The sequence below is a fragment of the uncultured Maribacter sp. genome, from assembly GCF_963977385.1.
Lineage (GTDB): Bacteria > Bacteroidota > Bacteroidia > Flavobacteriales > Flavobacteriaceae > Maribacter.
In genome coordinates this window covers 19,230-35,665 of record NZ_CAXBOU010000030.1, presented here as the reverse complement: position 1 = coordinate 35,665, position 16,436 = coordinate 19,230, and the positions used below count along the sequence as shown (strand labels likewise).

The window sequence follows — 16,436 nt, the reverse complement described above, 5'->3', positions numbered from 1 at the left end:
AAATTTCCGATAAAATCTCATTTTTTTAATTCCGTCAAATTTGCATTTGAGTGAGTTTTTTAATGCAAGCTAACAATTGGCTAAACACACCAAGGTACGTTTATTTCTTTTTTAGCATGACTTCTATAATTCTTCTCAAGGAAAGTACATTTTACATTACCGAACCTCCTTCATTAACACTTCAATAGACTTTTCTAATTGTTCGTCAGTACCTTTTGCGATTAGCTCAGGTTGATTTTTAATCAAAATTTCTGGGTTCGTTTCATTATTTTCCATCCATTCCCCTGCTTTGTTCTTTGAACTTACAGGTACCACGCCCCAACGGCCACCATTCGGTAAACTTTCCCAACCAGCCCAACTGCAAGTGCCTGGTACGGGCATACCTACTGTTTTACCAATTTTAAGGTCTACATAACCGCTGGCAAAACATGAACCATCACTGTACATCGATTCGTTGAACATGGCCAAGGTCGGCTTTGTCCATCGAGAGGTTGGTTCGCCACCTACTACCCTTGCCTCGGTTTCATACGAAAGAAAAGGCACTCCTGTAAAGAACATTGCCAAATCTGCTACCAAGTCACCACCGCCATTAAAACGGGTATCTACGATAACTCCTTTCTTATCATTGAACTTGCCCAACATTTCTTCGTAAATAGTACGATAGGGTCCATCACTCATACCAGGTATATGTACATACCCTAAAGTTCCATTACTCTTTGCCAAAACCTCTTTTTCATTATTTTTCACCCAGCGGTCATACAACAAACTACCTTCATCGCTTAAAGAAATAGGCTTTACAGTAATTTGCTTTCTTTTGCCTTTCTCATCTAAAATATCTAACAAGGTAAAATCACCTTCAATACGGTTTAAATAGAAAGCAGCATCCGTAGCACTACCAATCGTAACTCCGTTAATTTTTTCAATAACCGCTCCGGGTTTTAAATTGAATCCGGACTTATCTAACGGTCCGCCTTTAATGACTTCTGTAATTTTTAATCCGTCGCCTTTATGTGCGTAATCAAAGAACACGCCTAATGAAGCTGTTTTATCGCCATTGTCGATATTGTCTGAAAACCGCCCAGCAGCATGACTCACATTCAGTTCGCCCAACATTTCAGATATCATTTCAGCAAATTCGTAGTCGTTACCAATATGCGGTAAATACTTTTCATACTCGGTTCGCATGGCTTTCCAATCGATACCATGAAAAGTAGAGGTGTAAAAAATACCGTTGGTTCGTAACCAAATATGGTCGAACATATAGTTACGCTCCGCATCGGCATCTAATACCATTTCTGAATTTAATTTTACAGGCTCTGTTTTAGCAGCTTTTATATCAACCTTTGCAATTTTTCCATCCGCCAAAAGAAAGAGATTTTCCTTTTTAGCATCCCACTGTAAACTACCCGATTTAGCATCAAGTGAAATCAACATTTTAGTACTCTTGGTACGTATTTCGGTTTCCCATAAATTAAGGTCCTTCTCAAAACGTGTTAAGTAGTATAATTTTTCACCGTCTTTCGAGAGTACAGCATCGGCAAGTAATGAGGAATGAATGGTTAAACGAGATTTTCTACGTTCTACATCTTCCAAATCAAACTTCAAAGTTTTTACTTCGGTCTCTTTCTTTTTATCGTCTTTCTTCTTTTTATCCTCAGATTTAGCTTCATCCTTTTTTTCTTTTGCAGCCTCCTCTATCATTTTCAATAAATCATATTCTGCTTTCGAGTTATTGAATTTATCCCAAGAATCTTGATTCAAGAACATACTATACACATCTAATTCTGACTGTCCGCTAGTAGCATAGCTTTTTAATCCGTCTCGATTTGAAAAGTATAGAATTTGATTGCCCTCATTTACCCATTTTGGAGAACCGTCATAATAGCCGCTTTGCGTAAGGTTTTTACGTTGTTTACCATCTTTCGAAATCAATAACACCTCAGAATTACTTAACGATACGCCCCAATCGACAAGTAACCAGTTACTATCTGGGCTCCATTGAAAATACTTGTCACCATCTTGCATATGAAAAAGCTCATTTGGCGTCAATAAGGTGGTAATATTATTGGTTTTAAGATTCTTTACTTTTAGCGTTCTTCTGCCTTCTATGTAAGCAATATACGTGCTATCTGGTGAGAATTCTGGCAGGTATATATCTTCTTTAGAGGTTACTAAGGTATCTTCTTTAAACACCGTTGCCGCAAAGAAATACGGTTCTTGTGATCGTACTTTCGAGGACTTAAAAATAGACCATTTACCATTTCGCTCACTAGCATACGCAACCCCTTTACCGTCGGGCATGAATTTCACAAAACGTTCTTGCTCTGGTGTATTTGTAATACGTTTCGTTAATGAACCATCTACCGATGTAACGAAAACTTCTCCTCTACTAATGAAAGCAATTTCTTTACCATTAGGGGCTATATCCATTTCTTGAACGCCACCGTTTACAGATACATATTTTATAGGATTGCTATCTTCTTGTGTTCTGATAATAATATCTACTTTCTTAGCTTCTTCACCAACTTTAAGTGTGTAAATTTCACCGTCATAACCAAAAGACAACTTGTCATTTCCGATACTTAACGAACGTACCGGATGTGTTTTAAAATTAGTATGAGTCTTAATTTGGGACTCGCCTGTTAAAGACATAGAAAAGACATTAAAAGAACCTTCTTGCTCGCTTAAATAATAAATGGAATTACCATCTTTAGAAAATACCGGATTACGGTCTTCACCTTTAAAATCAGTTAATTTAATATGTTTACCCGTTGCAGGTACATAGGTCCAAATATCTCTTGTAATGGCTGAAACATGATGCTTTCTAAATGCATCTTCATATCCTTTTTTATCGTGATAGACCATTTTAGAACCATCGCTATTCACTTGCACATCTTCTGCGGGCACCGTCAATACTTGATCAACCCGACCACCTTGTACTGGAACACTATATAATTCTGGTTGCGTATCCGTAGGATATTGCCTATGAGCAACGGCGTCTAAACGAGTGGCTCCGAAAAGTACGGTTGCATCATCTGCAGAAAAACTAAAAGGAATTTCATCAGTACTATGATAGGTTAATCGTGTAGCCGGTCCGCCTTGAGCATCCATCACATAGACATCAAAATTTCCATATCTGTTAGAAGTAAACGCTAATTGCTTTCCATTTTTGCTCCAAACAGGTGCATAATCATGCGCAGAATGAAACGTTAATTGTTTTGCCATACCACCTTCTGCCAAAACAGAAAATAGGTTTCCTTTATAAGTGAAGGCAATAGTTTGGCCATCTGGAGAAATTGATGGGTATCGTGCCCATTTCGGATTGGTTTGTGCGGTACTGATAAAAGTTAGGCATACCGTTAAAACGGTGAAAATAGAAAATCTCATAAGCTTATTTAGTTGGTGTTTAGTCGATACGAAAGATAATGATTTGATTTGTCTGCTACAATCAATGTATGACCATTGGTCTCCATTTCTATATACTTTACAAAAACTCACTAAATCTGTTTAATTTTACTAGTGTACAAAACACCAATTTATCTTGAAAGAAGAAGAAGAAAATTATTGGACAGAACGCTATACAGAACAGCAAACGGGTTGGGATATTGGGTACCCTTCAACACCTATTAAAGAATATGTTGACCAATTGACAGACAAAACCATTGAAATTCTGATTCCCGGAGCAGGTAATGCCTATGAAGCGGAATACCTTTGGAAGAAGGGATTTAAAAATGTACACATTCTAGATATTTCTGATGTTCCATTGGAACAGTTTAAAAAACGGAATCCAGATTTTCCTGTTTCGCAAATGCACCAAGCTGATTTTTTTGAATTTCAAGGCCAGTACGACCTTATTATCGAGCAGACCTTTTTCTGTTCTTTTGTCCCATCCGATGAAAACAGAAATGCCTATGCAGAACACATGGCAGGGCTTTTAAAACCAAACGGTAAATTAGTGGGCGTTTGGTTCGATATTCCATTATCTGGCGATATGGAAAAACGCCCTTTTGGAGGAAATAAAGAACTATATATCAGCTATTTATCTATATTTTTAAAAACGATCACTTTCGATCCCTGCTATAATTCTATTGCACCAAGACAAGGGAGTGAATTGTTCGGAATTTTTGGGAAGATTTAGTTGTTAGTTGTTAGTTGTTAGTTGAAAAAAAAACTTTTTGTCTTGGAGAGCGCAACGTGGCTATCTATTTGTTTGAAATACGAATCAACAGATTTATTGTAGCGAAATGCTCCTCACAATGACGTTTCCGTAAACTGATACTGCCTACTGAAACTACTCATCTATAATTACCAACTGTTAACATCTTTTTAAGAATCCCTCCCCTTCTTTTCCATTATATTTAGACACCTAATTAACAAACCAAGAAATGACAAGAAGTTTACTCTCCCTGTTGATGCTTTTTGCATCTTTTTTCGCTACAGCTCAAGAATTTAAAATGGACCTAGTACAGGACCTAAAACCCCGTAACATTGGCCCTGGCGGTATGAGTGGCCGTGTTACTTCCATCGATGTTGTAAATGACAATCCTGATATTATGTATGTTGGTACCGCTTCTGGCGGGTTGTGGAAATCTACATCTGGTGGTATCAAATGGGACCCTATTTTCGATAAGGAAGTTACTGCTTCCATCGGTGCAGTGGCTATTCAACAGAATAATCCTTCTGTAATTTGGGTAGGAACAGGAGAAGGTAATCCTAGAAATAGTTTAAATGGCGGTTATGGCGTATTTAAATCTCTTGATGGAGGAAAGACCTGGAAATCTATGGGTCTCGAAAATACGAGACATATTCATAGAATAAAAATAGACCCCATGAATCCGAATACGGTTTATGTGGGCGCAATTGGCTCTCCTTGGGGCGAGCACCCAGAACGCGGAGTTTTTAAAACTACTGACGGTGGTGAAACTTGGGAGAAAGTACTTTTTGTAAATAATAAAACTGGGGTAGCCGATTTAATCATGGACCCTACCAACCCAAACAAATTAATTGCCGCAATGTGGGAGCATAAGCGTGAGCCGTGGTTTTTTAACTCTGGTGGTTCAGGTAGTGGTTTATACATGACCCATGATGGTGGTAAGAATTGGAAAAAACTTACTGAAGAAGACGGTTTACCAAAAGGAGATTTAGGTAGAATAGGTGTTGCTATTGCTCCTGGAAAACCTAATGTTGTTTATGCTTTAGTTGAGGCAAAAAAGAATGCACTATACAAATCTGAAGATGGTGGTTTTAAATGGAAAAAAATTAATGACAAAGGTGATATTGGAAACAGACCTTTTTACTATTCTGAAATCTACGTAGATCCTGAAAATGAAAATAGGGTCTTCTCTGTATTTACCTACGTGAATGTTTCACAAGATGGAGGTAAGAACTTTGAGGAACTTATGCCTGCCTATGGTGTTGACAACGGAGTACACCCAGATCACCATGCATTTTGGATACACCCAGACAATGGTCAATTTATGATGGATGGTAATGATGGCGGACTTAACATATCTAAAGACGGTGGTAAAACTTGGAGATTTGTCGGCAATTTGCCCGTTGCACAATTCTATCATATTGCTACGGATAACGAATATCCATATAATGTGTATGGTGGTATGCAAGACAATGGTTCGTGGAGAGGTCCGGCTTATGTTTGGAAAGCACAAGGTATTCGTAATAGCTATTGGCAAGAAATAAGTTTCGGTGACGGATTTGATGTTGTACCCGATCCTGTAGATTCTAGATATGGCTACACGATGAGCCAGCAAGGATACGTACAGCGTTTCGACCATATTACAGGAGATAATTATATCGTTCGCCCTACTCCGCCAGATGCAACAACAGAACTACGTTTTAACTGGAACTCAGCAATCAGTCAAGACCCTTTCGATAATAGTACTATCTATTTCGGTAGTCAGTTCGTTCATAAAAGTTCGGACAAAGGTTTAACATGGAAGGTTATTTCTCCTGATTTAACCACTAACGACCCAGAAAAGCAAAAACAAAGTGAAAGTGGCGGATTATCAATGGATGCTACTGGTGCAGAAAATCATACCACTATATTGGTCATTGAGCCATCTACGGTTGAAAAAGATATGCTTTGGACGGGTTCTGATGACGGGCGTGTTCACTACACTCAAAATGGAGGTCAAACTTGGACAGAAGTAACTGGCAATATAAAAGGATTACCAAAAGGAAGCTGGATTCCGCAAATAAAAGCATCTACACGTAATAAAGGTGAAGCGCTATTAATTGCCAATGATTACAGAAGATTCAATTACACTCCGTATGCATACCGCACGAAAGATTATGGCAAATCTTGGACAAGAATTGTTGACGCTACTGATGTAGAAAGCTATGCGCTATCTATTATCGAAGATCCAGAGAATCCTAACTTGGTGTTTTTAGGTACCGATGATGGTTTGTATGTTTCATTTAATGCTGGTGACAAATGGCAAAAATGGACAGAAGGTTTCCCTACGGTTTCTACTAAAGATTTAGCTATTCACACAAGAGAGCATGATTTAGTAATTGGTACATTCGGTAGAGCTGCTTGGGTATTAGATGATATTCGTCCGCTACGGGCACTTGCTGCAGATAAAACTATTTTGAATAAAGAAATAGAATTGTTTACTCCGCCTACAGCATATCAAGCATTTTACCAACAACCGACCGGTAGTCGTTTTGGTGGTGATGGTTTATACCAAGGTGAAAACAAAAAGCCAGGTGCTATGATTACGTATTACCTAAAAGAAGGTAAAAAGGAGTCAAAAAAAGCAGAAGTTTTAGATGATAAAAAAGAGGATGACTCAGAAGAGAATTCTGAAGAAAAAACAGAAGCGTTAGAATTAACCGGGGTACAGAAAAAAGATTCTGTTCAATTTGATTTTTATGATGGTCAACGATTGATACGTACACTAAAATTTAAGACGCCAGAAAAGGCTGGTTTCCATAGAATTTTCTGGGGAATGGATGAAAAAGGTGCTGATAGACCTTCAAGAAAAGTTCAGACCAAAAAGAAAGAATCTAGCGGACTAGAAGTTAAGCCTGGTACCTACACCATTAAAATGCTTTACGGTGATTTGGTAGAGGAAGCTCAAATTATAGTGAAATCTGACCCACGATTAGAAATATCTACATCGGGTATAAATGAAGCGTATACTAATGGTAAGGTATTAGAATCGTACATGCAGAAAGCTGCGGATGCAGTTAAACAATTGGCACAGAGCAAAGAGACGGCAGAACAATTTCAAAAAGAAATGAAAAAGATGGATGAGAAGAAGTTTAAAGACCAAATTGAGGCATCAAAAAATATTGTGAAGCAAATAGATTCTGTTACTGCCTTATATTTAGGTAAGGTTGACAAACGCCAAGGTATTACCCGTAATAAAGAAATGACCGTTATGCAACGTTTGCAAATTGCTCGTGGCTACGTAGGTTCACGTAAGACTGGTATGACAGTTACAGAAAAGCAATTAATGCAGTTTGCTAAAGATGAATTAGAATCGGCTTTGAAGAAAACCAATACTTTTTTCTCTACCGAATGGAGTGATTATAAAGATAAAATGGAAAGCTTAGAACTTTCACCTTTTAAAAAAGTAGGATCATTTAGTTTGGATTAATTCACATTCGATTATGCATGCTCAATTAAAACAAAAATTATGAAAAAACTGTTCGCTTGTTTAGCCATTGCTCTTATTTGGAGTTGTGTAGAAAAAAAGGATGACAAAAAGGAAATGGAAGTTACCAAGATTCCTGACCAATATACCATCAAACAAATGATGGACAATGAAGCCATTTCAGGTGGCAGTTTTTATCATGATAATTCTAAATTATTAGTATCAAGCAATAGGTCTGGTATTTACAACATGTATACTGTTCCCACAGGTGGTGGTGAGTTTACACCAATAACGCAATCAGATAGCGCTTCGGTGTTTGCAATTTCTTATTTCCCGAAAGATGAGCGAATGCTATTTAGCATGGATGGTAACGGCGATGAAATCTACCACATCTACCTTCGTAATTTAGATGGTAGCCATACTGACCTTACTCCCGAAAAAGGTGCTAGGGCTGGTTTTCATAGTTGGGCCGAAGATGACAAAAGTTTCTTTTTCACATCCAATAAAAGAGATTCAAAATACATGGACCTCTATCAGATGGATTTTCTCAATTATTCACCAAAATTGATTTATAAGAATGATGATGGGTATGATATTGGAAATCTTAGTAAAGATGAAAAACACCTAACTCTAAATAAGCCTTTAAACACCAACGATTCAGATTTATACCTCTATAACATTGCAACAAAGAAAAAAGTCAAGATTAATAAAGTGCAAAGCGCCAATAGTAGTCAAGATTTTTCTCCTTCTGGTGATGTGTTATATTATACTACCGACGTCGGTAATGAATTTTCCTATCTCATGAAATACACTATTGCAACTGGCACCAGCAATAAGGTGATAGAGCGTGATTGGGATATTTTGGGTAGTTACTTTACCGAAAATGGCACCTACCTAGTTACCTATATCAATGAAGATGCAAAAAATACCATTGAAGTGATGGATGTAGCAACGATGGAAAATATTGATTTACCGTCATTTGAATCTATGGCGATAACAAACGTAGATTTCTCAAATGACGAAAAGTGGATGCGCTTTTACGCTGGAGGTTCTCAAACTCCAAGTAATTTGTATATCTACAATCTAGAAACGAAAGAACAAAAACAATTGACAGATGTTTTGAATCCTGAAATTAAAACGGAAGATCTTGTTTCTGCAGAAGTAATTCGTTACAAATCTTTTGATGGTGTCGAAATTCCTGCTATTTATTATAAACCACATCAAGCTAGTGCTACCAATAAAGTACCGGCATTGGTTTGGGTACATGGTGGACCTGGGGGGCAGAGTCGTCAAAATTTCAGTTCTTTTATTCAGTATTTAACCAACCATGGATATGCCGTACTTGCCGTAAACAATAGAGGCAGCAGTGGTTATGGTAAAACCTTTTATCAGATGGATGATTTAAACCACGGTGATAAGGATTTAAAGGATTGTGTAGAAGGAAAAAATTGGTTAGCGTCACAACCGGAAATCACTGCCGATAAAATCGGAATTATAGGTGGGTCTTATGGTGGCTATATGACCATGGCTGCACTAACCTATACTCCCGAAGAATTTGCTGTTGGTGTCAATCTATTTGGTGTTACTAACTGGTTGCGAACCTTAAAAAGTATACCACCATGGTGGGAATCTTTTAAAGATGCCCTATACCTAGAATTAGGTGATCCATATAGTGCAGATTCTGTACGTTTAAAAGAAATTTCACCACTGTTCCATACTGATAGGGTTACTAAACCATTAATCGTTTTACAAGGTTCTCAAGACCCAAGAGTGTTACAGGTCGAATCTGATGAAATTGTCGCTGGTGTTAAAAAGAATGGTGTACCGGTAGAATATGTTTTGTTCGAGGATGAAGGCCATGGCTTCATGAAAAAAGAAAATCAGATTGAAGCTTATAGCAGGGTATTAGAATTTTTAGATGCTTATTTAAAAAAAGAACCTGTAACTACAATAAAAGACGGTAACGAGATTAACTCTCAACAATAAATATTAAATATCAAGAAGACGACGAATGAGGAAAGTTATTAGCCTAGTAGTACTATTAACAACAATTTTAAATTCAAACGCCCAAAATGGCTCAAATAAATTCACAGGAGAAGATGATTTAGGAAGTTGGTTTATGTATTTCGGTACCAACAAAGTAGCTGAAAAATGGAGTATACATACTGAAGCACAGTTTAGATATTACGAAACTGCATCTAATTTTAATCAGCTGTTATTGAGAACAGGAATGAACTATCACATCAACCCTGATGCTATTGCAACTTTAGGGTATGGTTATATAGAAACAGATCCAACTTTTATAGGCAGCTTAAACGAAGCTAACTTAACTGAGCATCGAATTTTTGAACAGTTTATTCTAAAAAATAAAGTTTGGGAATTCAACTTTGAACATCGGTATCGTTTAGAACAACGATTTATTTCTCAAACTGATATTTTGAGTGACCCAGAGCAAGATTTGAGTAGAACCGAGCATCGTGCTCGATATAGGTTACAAGTTACTTTACCATTAACAGATATCTTCTTTTTAAACTTTTACGATGAAATTTTCATCAATCTGCAAAACGAGGCTTTTGGTCAAAATCGTTTATATGCCGCTGTCGGTATTAATGTAACCAATAATTTAAGTATGCAATTCGGGTATTTAAAAAATCATTTTAGAAATACTGATTTTGACCGTTTGCAATTAGGTTTCGTTTATAATACAGATTTGAGAGGTATTTTCAATAAGAAGAGTAAATAATTTTAGTCAAATATTTAAACAACGGAATTTTTTTGTCGTACTATTTAATCAGTAACTTTATCAATGAATATAAAATTCATGATAATGAGAAAATTAGCGTTCACCTTCCTTACCACTCTAGTAGTACTATTCACTAGTTGTAAGGATACCAAAAAAAATCAGGAGAATAAAGACGTCGACGTTGCGGCGAAATCTTCTGAAATTTTCAGTTTAATTCAAGATTCAACTAAGGTAAGTTTCACGGCCTATAAAACAACCGACAAACTGCCGGTCGGTGGAACATTTAATACTATAAACATTACGAACTCCCATGAAGGAAATACTGTTTTAGAAGCCTTAAACGGTACAAAGTTCAGTATTCCTGTAAGTAGCTTATTCACTAATGACCCTACCGGCACAAGAGACCCAAAACTTCTTGAGTTTTTCTTTGGCGTTATGAATAACCCAGAATTAATTTCTGGTACTTTTAAAGTTGAAAATGAAAAATGTTCTATTGATGTTACTTTAAATGGTGAAACCCAAAGTATTCCACTTACTTATGAGACTGTTGATGATAATAAACTGATCTTTAAAGGCATAATGGATTTAGAAAATTGGAATGCAATGGATGCTGTAGCTTCTATAAATAAAGCCTGTGAAGCTTTACATACCGGTAAAGATGGTATAAGTAAAACTTGGAGCGAAGTAGCATTACAAGCAGAAGTTATGCTTCAAAAAAACAATTAACTTAATAAACAAAGTTTTTAAAAAGAGCAATAAGCTTGATTTACAGGTCCTTTTTAACGTTAACCATTTAAAGGATAACGTATATCATTAAATCGTTTGAAATTAGCTATTTAAATGGTTAATTTGAGTGATAATTAAAAAATAAATACACAATGAAAAATATTAAAATATTAGTTCTTGCCTTAACGGTGGTAGGTTTTTACAATTGTAAAGATGCTAAGAAAGAGGCCGACAAAGTAAATACTGAAATGGATAGTGAAATGGATAAAGTAGCGGAAGAAGTTACTACTGACCGTATTTCAATGATGATGGAACCAAAAAGTGATAGTGGTGTATCTGGAGAAGTTAGTTTCGTGGAAAAAGATGGTGAAGTTACCATGACCGCTACCTTTTCTGGACTAACCGAAGGTGAACATGCGATACACATACACCAAACGGCAGATTGTTCTGCAGCTGATGGTTCTTCAACTGGTGGGCATTGGAACCCAACTAATGAACCACATGGTAAATGGGATGATGCAAAAGGATATCACAAAGGTGATATAGGTAATTTTACAGCAGAATCTAATGGCCAAGGAACGGTTGAATTTTCTACGGATCAATGGTGTATTGGTTGTGATGATGAAAACAAAAATATAGTTGGTAAAGGTCTTATTGTACATCAAGGTACTGATGATTTCACTTCTCAACCAAGCGGAGCAGCCGGTGCACGTATTAGTTGTGCAGGTTTGATTCAATAGGATTAAAAATATAGTTTATAAAAGCTGTTCTAAGAACAGCTTTTTTTATTTTTATCTGACTATAAAATTCCCATATGCAATTAGACCAATTGGTTGAACAATTCAAAAAGAAAGACCCTTCAGCTTTCGAGAAGTTATACGGTATGTACGCCGTTAACATCTGTGGTGTAATTAATACCATCGTAAAAAATGACGGTATTGCTCAAGAAATCTGTCAAGATGTATTTATAAAAATCTGGAATAATTCTGAGAGCTATAACTCATCAAAAGGAAGATTTTTTACATGGATTCTGAATATCGCCAGAAATGCTGCTATCGACGAAATACGCAGTAGGTCGTATAAAAATGAAAGAAAGAACCTTTCCGCAGATTACTTCGTAGGTATTTTACAGAACAAGGAAGATGAAGATTCAGTTGTAGATACCAAAGGTTTGAGGAATCTTGTTAAGAATTTAAAAGAAAAATGTGTTCAAATTATAGAACTATTATATTTTAGAGGATATACTCAGAAAGACGCTGCAGAAGAATTGGATATTCCGATAGGAACGGTGAAAACACGTAACAGAAGTTGCATTTCCCAATTAAGGGAGAATATGGAAATTAAGTAGCATGGATGTACAAAAATACATAGCATCAGGAATTTTAGAGCTCTATATAGCTGGTATACTTTCAGAAAAAGAAAATTTGGAAATAGCCAACTATGCAAAAGAGTATCCAGAAATTCAAAAAGAAATTGAAGCTATTGAAGCATCTATTTTGGAGTTATCTAAGAAAGCTTCGCCAGGTTTAAAGCAAACCTTTACATCTATCATGGATAGAATTAACAGTGACGTAAAAGTTATTTCTATTGATGATAAACGAGGTACACCAATATCAAGGTATGTTGGCTTGGCAGCTTCGGTTTTACTGGCAATAGGTATATTTTGGATGTATCAACAGAATCAGGAACTAAAATCTGATATTAAAGTTGTAGAACAACAAAATAATAATTTAGAACAGCAAATAGCGGACAGCGATTCTTCTTTAGAAGAAACAAAAGAACTATTAAATACTCTTAGGGATAAGAATATAAGCGTTATTCCATTAGATGGGCAAGACATATCACCTTCATCCTACGCTAAAGCCTATTGGAACAAAGAAAACAAAAAGGTATTTATAGATGCTAAAGGATTACCAGAACCACCAGATGGTTTTGTTTATCAGGTTTGGTCTTTAAAACTGTCACCGCTTACCCCTACTAGTATGGGTCTACTTGATAATTTCAAAATGGACGAGAACAAGATATTTGCACTTAGCAACCCTAATGAATCTGAAGCTTTCGGTATTACATTAGAGCCTGCAGGTGGTAGTGAATCCCCTACTCTCGAGCAATTATATACTCTTGGTGTAGTTTCGGCTTCATAGAAAATTAAAACTTTATAGGTTTAAATGGACAGTTTAAATAAGCTGTCCATTTTTTTATTTCTAGTATATTGATTTTAATTGAAATTTTTGGAATCGTTTCGACCTTTCTAGAATTAGTTTGATTTGATTGTACTACAATACTATTTGGAAATAATATGGAACCACAAAACGACAAGTAATTTACAATTTTAGTAATGCTGTATTTTTTAGAATTTACCTTATCAGAACCACTAATAAAATTTCGCAAATACTTAATCAATTACTATAGGTCCTTTCTTACTTTATGAAGAGCAAGGCTTTTTACCAACCATTTTGGTAATGTCTTTCTGGGATTTCTGTTTTTAAGATTTAGAAATAAACCCAAAGATTTTAGTATAGGTACTTTATGTGTTTCTACTAATTCTATTAATGTACCATCAGGATCTTCAACATAGCTAAAATGACCTGCTGTATCTCCCATATCAAAACTATCAGAACTATCTACGGTAAATGGATAATTTAGCTGGTTTGCTTTTGCCCTAATACCAGCCATACCATAAACATCAAAGCATAGATGAATATATCCTAAATCGCCCCAAAGTCTGTCTTTAAATATTTTTACAGGAATTCTATCCAAAACCTGAATTAACTCTAATTGAGTAGGTCCAAGTAAATCTCCGAATCCGCCAACCGCTTTGCGTTCTTGAGACAAGATTACTCTTCTAAATTTACCGCTCAAATTTTTGTTAGATGTTTCTATCGCATCATAAAGTATTACTGAGTAATCTAACAATTCTTTATAAAAATTTAATGAGCTTTCCATATCACTAACACCAATAACCGCTCCCATTACTCCGCCATTTTTAGAAGATTGGGCACAAAATATATAATTATCTTCTACCATTTGCACCTTATTACCAAAGGGGTCATTAAAGTAAAAATTTGAACTATAAGTATCAGATATTTCAATATTAGATAAACATTTTACTTTCAATTGCTTTAAATATGCATGCTTTTCCAAAAGATTTTCACATCTAATTTTCATAGCATAAATACCAAGGTCGCCGAACTTGATCGGTACTTTAGGCGCAGAGGGAATTCGGTCTTTAAATTGCCAAATTTCTAGTCCTCCACCGCCTACCAGATTCAAGGATAAATAAGCGTCACGTCTTTCAGCATTTCCATTAGTGTATTTGGTCATTAAACTCGCAACAGCCTCGTCTTTAAATAGTAATACATCAAAACCTAAATGCTTTCTATACCAATTAAAAACTATTTTAGTATCAAGAACGCCTATACCTATTTGCTGAATTCCATTAATAATTTCATCCATTGTAAGGGGTTCTTATCAATTTATTATGTAAAGTTTTTAGCTTATCGCCAGGATAACCCAGTTTAAAAAGTATGACCAAAAGAAAGTTGGAAAGATTAACCCTTAGGTATGAATTGCATTCATATTTACGAGCAGAAACAATTAAATCATTATTCACAATGGTATAAGGTACTTTTAGCTTCTTCATTTTCGAAAAGAATTCGAAATCTTCCATTAGTGCTTGCTGTTCATTAAAAGCGCCCAGTTCTCTAAAAACATCTTTTTTAATAAAAAGACATTGGTCACCTCCTCCCGTAAAAAAACCATCTTTTGCCGTAAAAGATGAATTCATGCGTAAATACCAATAATCTTTATCGAACCGATAAGAGAAAAAACCAGCGTCAAAGCCATTTTTTAGACTTTGTTGAATATTATCAATAAAACCTTTTGGCGGTACTACATCTGCATGTAAAAAAACCAGAATATCTCCCAATGCGACGGCGGCGGCTTCGTTCATTTGAACTGCTCTACCTTTTTTTTTACATTGGAGTGTTTGAACTTTACTACTACAATCAAGTGATTCAATTTTATCTGAGCTATCAGGGGATACGGCAATAATTATTTCTAAGAGTCTATTATGGTCTAGAAAACTTGCCACTTTAAAAAGCCGTTGCAGGTTATCAAATTCATTATGGGCTGGAATTATAATACTTATCATAGCAATAGCTAGGGCATAATTATTAAAAAGTTAAAACAACACTTTAATAGTATCTAATTTTATGCCTTACTTACGCAAATTGAGGAAAATAGTTTTAAAACTATAGTAAATTTTTAAAATTAATTACTGTAATCAATGAATTAAAAGTTCGACAAAGGTTTACAGAACCTTTAAACAATAATTACGTAAATAGAGTAACTTAATAAAATTACTATGAAACTTAAATTATATTTTATTGCTACATTATTTGCTTTATCCTGCACAGCAAAAACTAATCTTCAGGCACAAGCAGAAACTACAACCAAAACAGATTTCAATGAGTTATCGGAATCGTTTTTACAACGGATTAAAGATAAAAAAGACACACAAGAAATACAGGATATTTTAGCGAACACATCTATTGAAGAACTAGATAACGCGTTAGATACTAATGATAAGAGATTAGCTTTTTGGTTAAATATTTACAATGGTTATATACAGGTGATTTTGCAAAAAAATCCGGAGTTGTATGATAATCGTGGTAATTTTTTCAAATTAGAACAAATAAAAATTGCCGGGGAAATAGTATCATTTGCTAAAATAGAACATGGGATAATCAGAAAATCGCAATGGGAATATGGTTTAGGCTATATACGCAAATGGTTCCCAGGTAAATTTGAACGGAAACTACGCGTAAACAAACCCGTATTCAACGTACACTTTGCTTTAAACTGCGGTGCCAAAGATTGTCCTCCAGTAGCAATATACGAATGGGAGCGTTTACCTGAACAATTAAAAATAGGTACAAAAAGACTTTTAGAAAACACCAGTGAATACAATAGCGAAACTAACGTAGTTAAGATTACTTCACTGTTTAGTTGGTTTAGAGGTGATTTTGGAGGAAAGAGCGGTATCAAGAAAATATTGAAAGAAAACGAGATAATACCTTCAACAAAAGGTGTAAATATTGAATACACTAATTACGACTGGACATTATATCTAGATAATTTTATTGAACTATAAATAGATTAACCTTATGCATTTACTACCCTTAATAGTAAATGCATGAGGTTAATTCAATCTTTGATTCTCATATTTAGTTGTTTTTACCACGATTACAATGTAGAATGGTAAATTTGCACCCGAAATAGATTTATTCTTTTCTATGAAGGCTAACTTGGGTTCCCTCAAAAAAATATGCATTGTTGTATTCATT

At 35.4% G+C, this 16,436-nt stretch carries 12 protein-coding genes; 9 read left to right on the top strand and 3 right to left on the bottom strand.

Features of this window, described 5'->3' with window-relative positions:
* Positions 1–156 precede the first annotated feature (156 nt).
* Entirely contained in the window at positions 157–3,387 is a 3,231-nt protein-coding gene (locus AAC084_RS20775; protein WP_339842215.1) for a S41 family peptidase, read from the bottom strand.
* 154 nt (positions 3,388–3,541) lie between these two features.
* Between AAC084_RS20775 and AAC084_RS20770 the strand changes: the two genes are divergently transcribed.
* From AAC084_RS20770 to AAC084_RS20735, 8 genes are all read left to right on the top strand, one after another.
* The gene (locus AAC084_RS20770) at positions 3,542–4,138 is read left to right on the top strand and encodes a methyltransferase domain-containing protein (protein WP_339842214.1); all 597 of its coding nucleotides are present in this window, start codon (positions 3,542–3,544) and stop codon (positions 4,136–4,138) included.
* 247 nt (positions 4,139–4,385) lie between these two features.
* Positions 4,386–7,622 (top strand): hypothetical protein, encoded by a 3,237-nt coding sequence (locus AAC084_RS20765; protein ID WP_339842213.1) that lies wholly within the window; start codon positions 4,386–4,388, stop codon positions 7,620–7,622.
* Positions 7,623–7,661: 39 nt separating this feature from the next.
* On the top strand, positions 7,662–9,605 hold the full coding sequence (locus AAC084_RS20760) for an alpha/beta fold hydrolase (protein ID WP_339842212.1): 1,944 nt from the start codon (positions 7,662–7,664) through the stop codon (positions 9,603–9,605).
* A gap of 25 nt (positions 9,606–9,630) precedes the next feature.
* On the top strand, positions 9,631–10,362 hold the full coding sequence (locus AAC084_RS20755; RefSeq protein ID WP_339842211.1) for a DUF2490 domain-containing protein: 732 nt from the start codon (positions 9,631–9,633) through the stop codon (positions 10,360–10,362).
* An 84-nt stretch (positions 10,363–10,446) separates the two neighbouring features.
* Positions 10,447–11,088: a YceI family protein gene (locus AAC084_RS20750; protein ID WP_339842210.1), complete on the top strand. Its 642-nt coding sequence runs from the start codon at positions 10,447–10,449 to the stop codon at positions 11,086–11,088.
* A 152-nt stretch (positions 11,089–11,240) separates the two neighbouring features.
* Positions 11,241–11,828, top strand: a complete 588-nt coding sequence (locus tag AAC084_RS20745) for a superoxide dismutase family protein (protein ID WP_339842209.1) — start codon at positions 11,241–11,243, stop codon at positions 11,826–11,828.
* A gap of 74 nt (positions 11,829–11,902) precedes the next feature.
* Positions 11,903–12,436 (top strand): RNA polymerase sigma factor, encoded by a 534-nt coding sequence (locus AAC084_RS20740; RefSeq protein ID WP_339842208.1) that lies wholly within the window; start codon positions 11,903–11,905, stop codon positions 12,434–12,436.
* Position 12,437: 1 nt separating this feature from the next.
* Positions 12,438–13,232 carry an anti-sigma factor gene (locus AAC084_RS20735; protein ID WP_339842207.1) on the top strand — a complete coding sequence of 265 codons (795 nt, stop codon included), beginning with the start codon at positions 12,438–12,440 and terminating at the stop codon, positions 13,230–13,232.
* Positions 13,233–13,494: 262 nt separating this feature from the next.
* Here the strand turns inward: AAC084_RS20735 and AAC084_RS20730 are convergent, their stop codons facing one another.
* Positions 13,495–14,544 carry a VOC family protein gene (locus tag AAC084_RS20730; protein WP_339842206.1) on the bottom strand — a complete coding sequence of 350 codons (1,050 nt, stop codon included), beginning with the start codon at positions 14,542–14,544 and terminating at the stop codon, positions 13,495–13,497.
* Positions 14,537–15,241 carry a glycosyltransferase gene (locus AAC084_RS20725; RefSeq protein WP_339842205.1) on the bottom strand — a complete coding sequence of 235 codons (705 nt, stop codon included), beginning with the start codon at positions 15,239–15,241 and terminating at the stop codon, positions 14,537–14,539. Before AAC084_RS20725 ends, AAC084_RS20730 begins: the two co-directional genes overlap by 8 nt.
* A gap of 213 nt (positions 15,242–15,454) precedes the next feature.
* Between AAC084_RS20725 and AAC084_RS20720 the strand changes: the two genes are divergently transcribed.
* A complete protein-coding gene (locus AAC084_RS20720) occupies positions 15,455–16,243 on the top strand; it encodes a DUF547 domain-containing protein (RefSeq protein ID WP_339842204.1) in 789 nt (262 codons plus the stop codon).
* Positions 16,244–16,436 lie beyond the last annotated feature (193 nt).

What these genes read in the sequence shown, in the direction of transcription:
- AAC084_RS20755 (WP_339842211.1), top strand. Translation starts at nt 9,631, where the DNA reads ATGAGGAAAGTTATTAGCCTAGTAGTACTATTAACAACAATTTTAAAT.
- AAC084_RS20740 (WP_339842208.1), top strand. Translation starts at nt 11,903, where the DNA reads ATGCAATTAGACCAATTGGTTGAACAATTCAAAAAGAAAGACCCTTCA.
- AAC084_RS20760 (WP_339842212.1), top strand. Translation starts at nt 7,662, where the DNA reads ATGAAAAAACTGTTCGCTTGTTTAGCCATTGCTCTTATTTGGAGTTGT.
- AAC084_RS20725 (WP_339842205.1), bottom strand. Translation starts at nt 15,241, where the DNA reads ATGATAAGTATTATAATTCCAGCCCATAATGAATTTGATAACCTGCAA.
- AAC084_RS20730 (WP_339842206.1), bottom strand. Translation starts at nt 14,544, where the DNA reads ATGGATGAAATTATTAATGGAATTCAGCAAATAGGTATAGGCGTTCTT.
- AAC084_RS20750 (WP_339842210.1), top strand. Translation starts at nt 10,447, where the DNA reads ATGAGAAAATTAGCGTTCACCTTCCTTACCACTCTAGTAGTACTATTC.
- AAC084_RS20745 (WP_339842209.1), top strand. Translation starts at nt 11,241, where the DNA reads ATGAAAAATATTAAAATATTAGTTCTTGCCTTAACGGTGGTAGGTTTT.
- AAC084_RS20765 (WP_339842213.1), top strand. Translation starts at nt 4,386, where the DNA reads ATGACAAGAAGTTTACTCTCCCTGTTGATGCTTTTTGCATCTTTTTTC.
- AAC084_RS20775 (WP_339842215.1), bottom strand. Translation starts at nt 3,387, where the DNA reads ATGAGATTTTCTATTTTCACCGTTTTAACGGTATGCCTAACTTTTATC.
- AAC084_RS20735 (WP_339842207.1), top strand. Translation starts at nt 12,438, where the DNA reads ATGGATGTACAAAAATACATAGCATCAGGAATTTTAGAGCTCTATATA.
- AAC084_RS20720 (WP_339842204.1), top strand. Translation starts at nt 15,455, where the DNA reads ATGAAACTTAAATTATATTTTATTGCTACATTATTTGCTTTATCCTGC.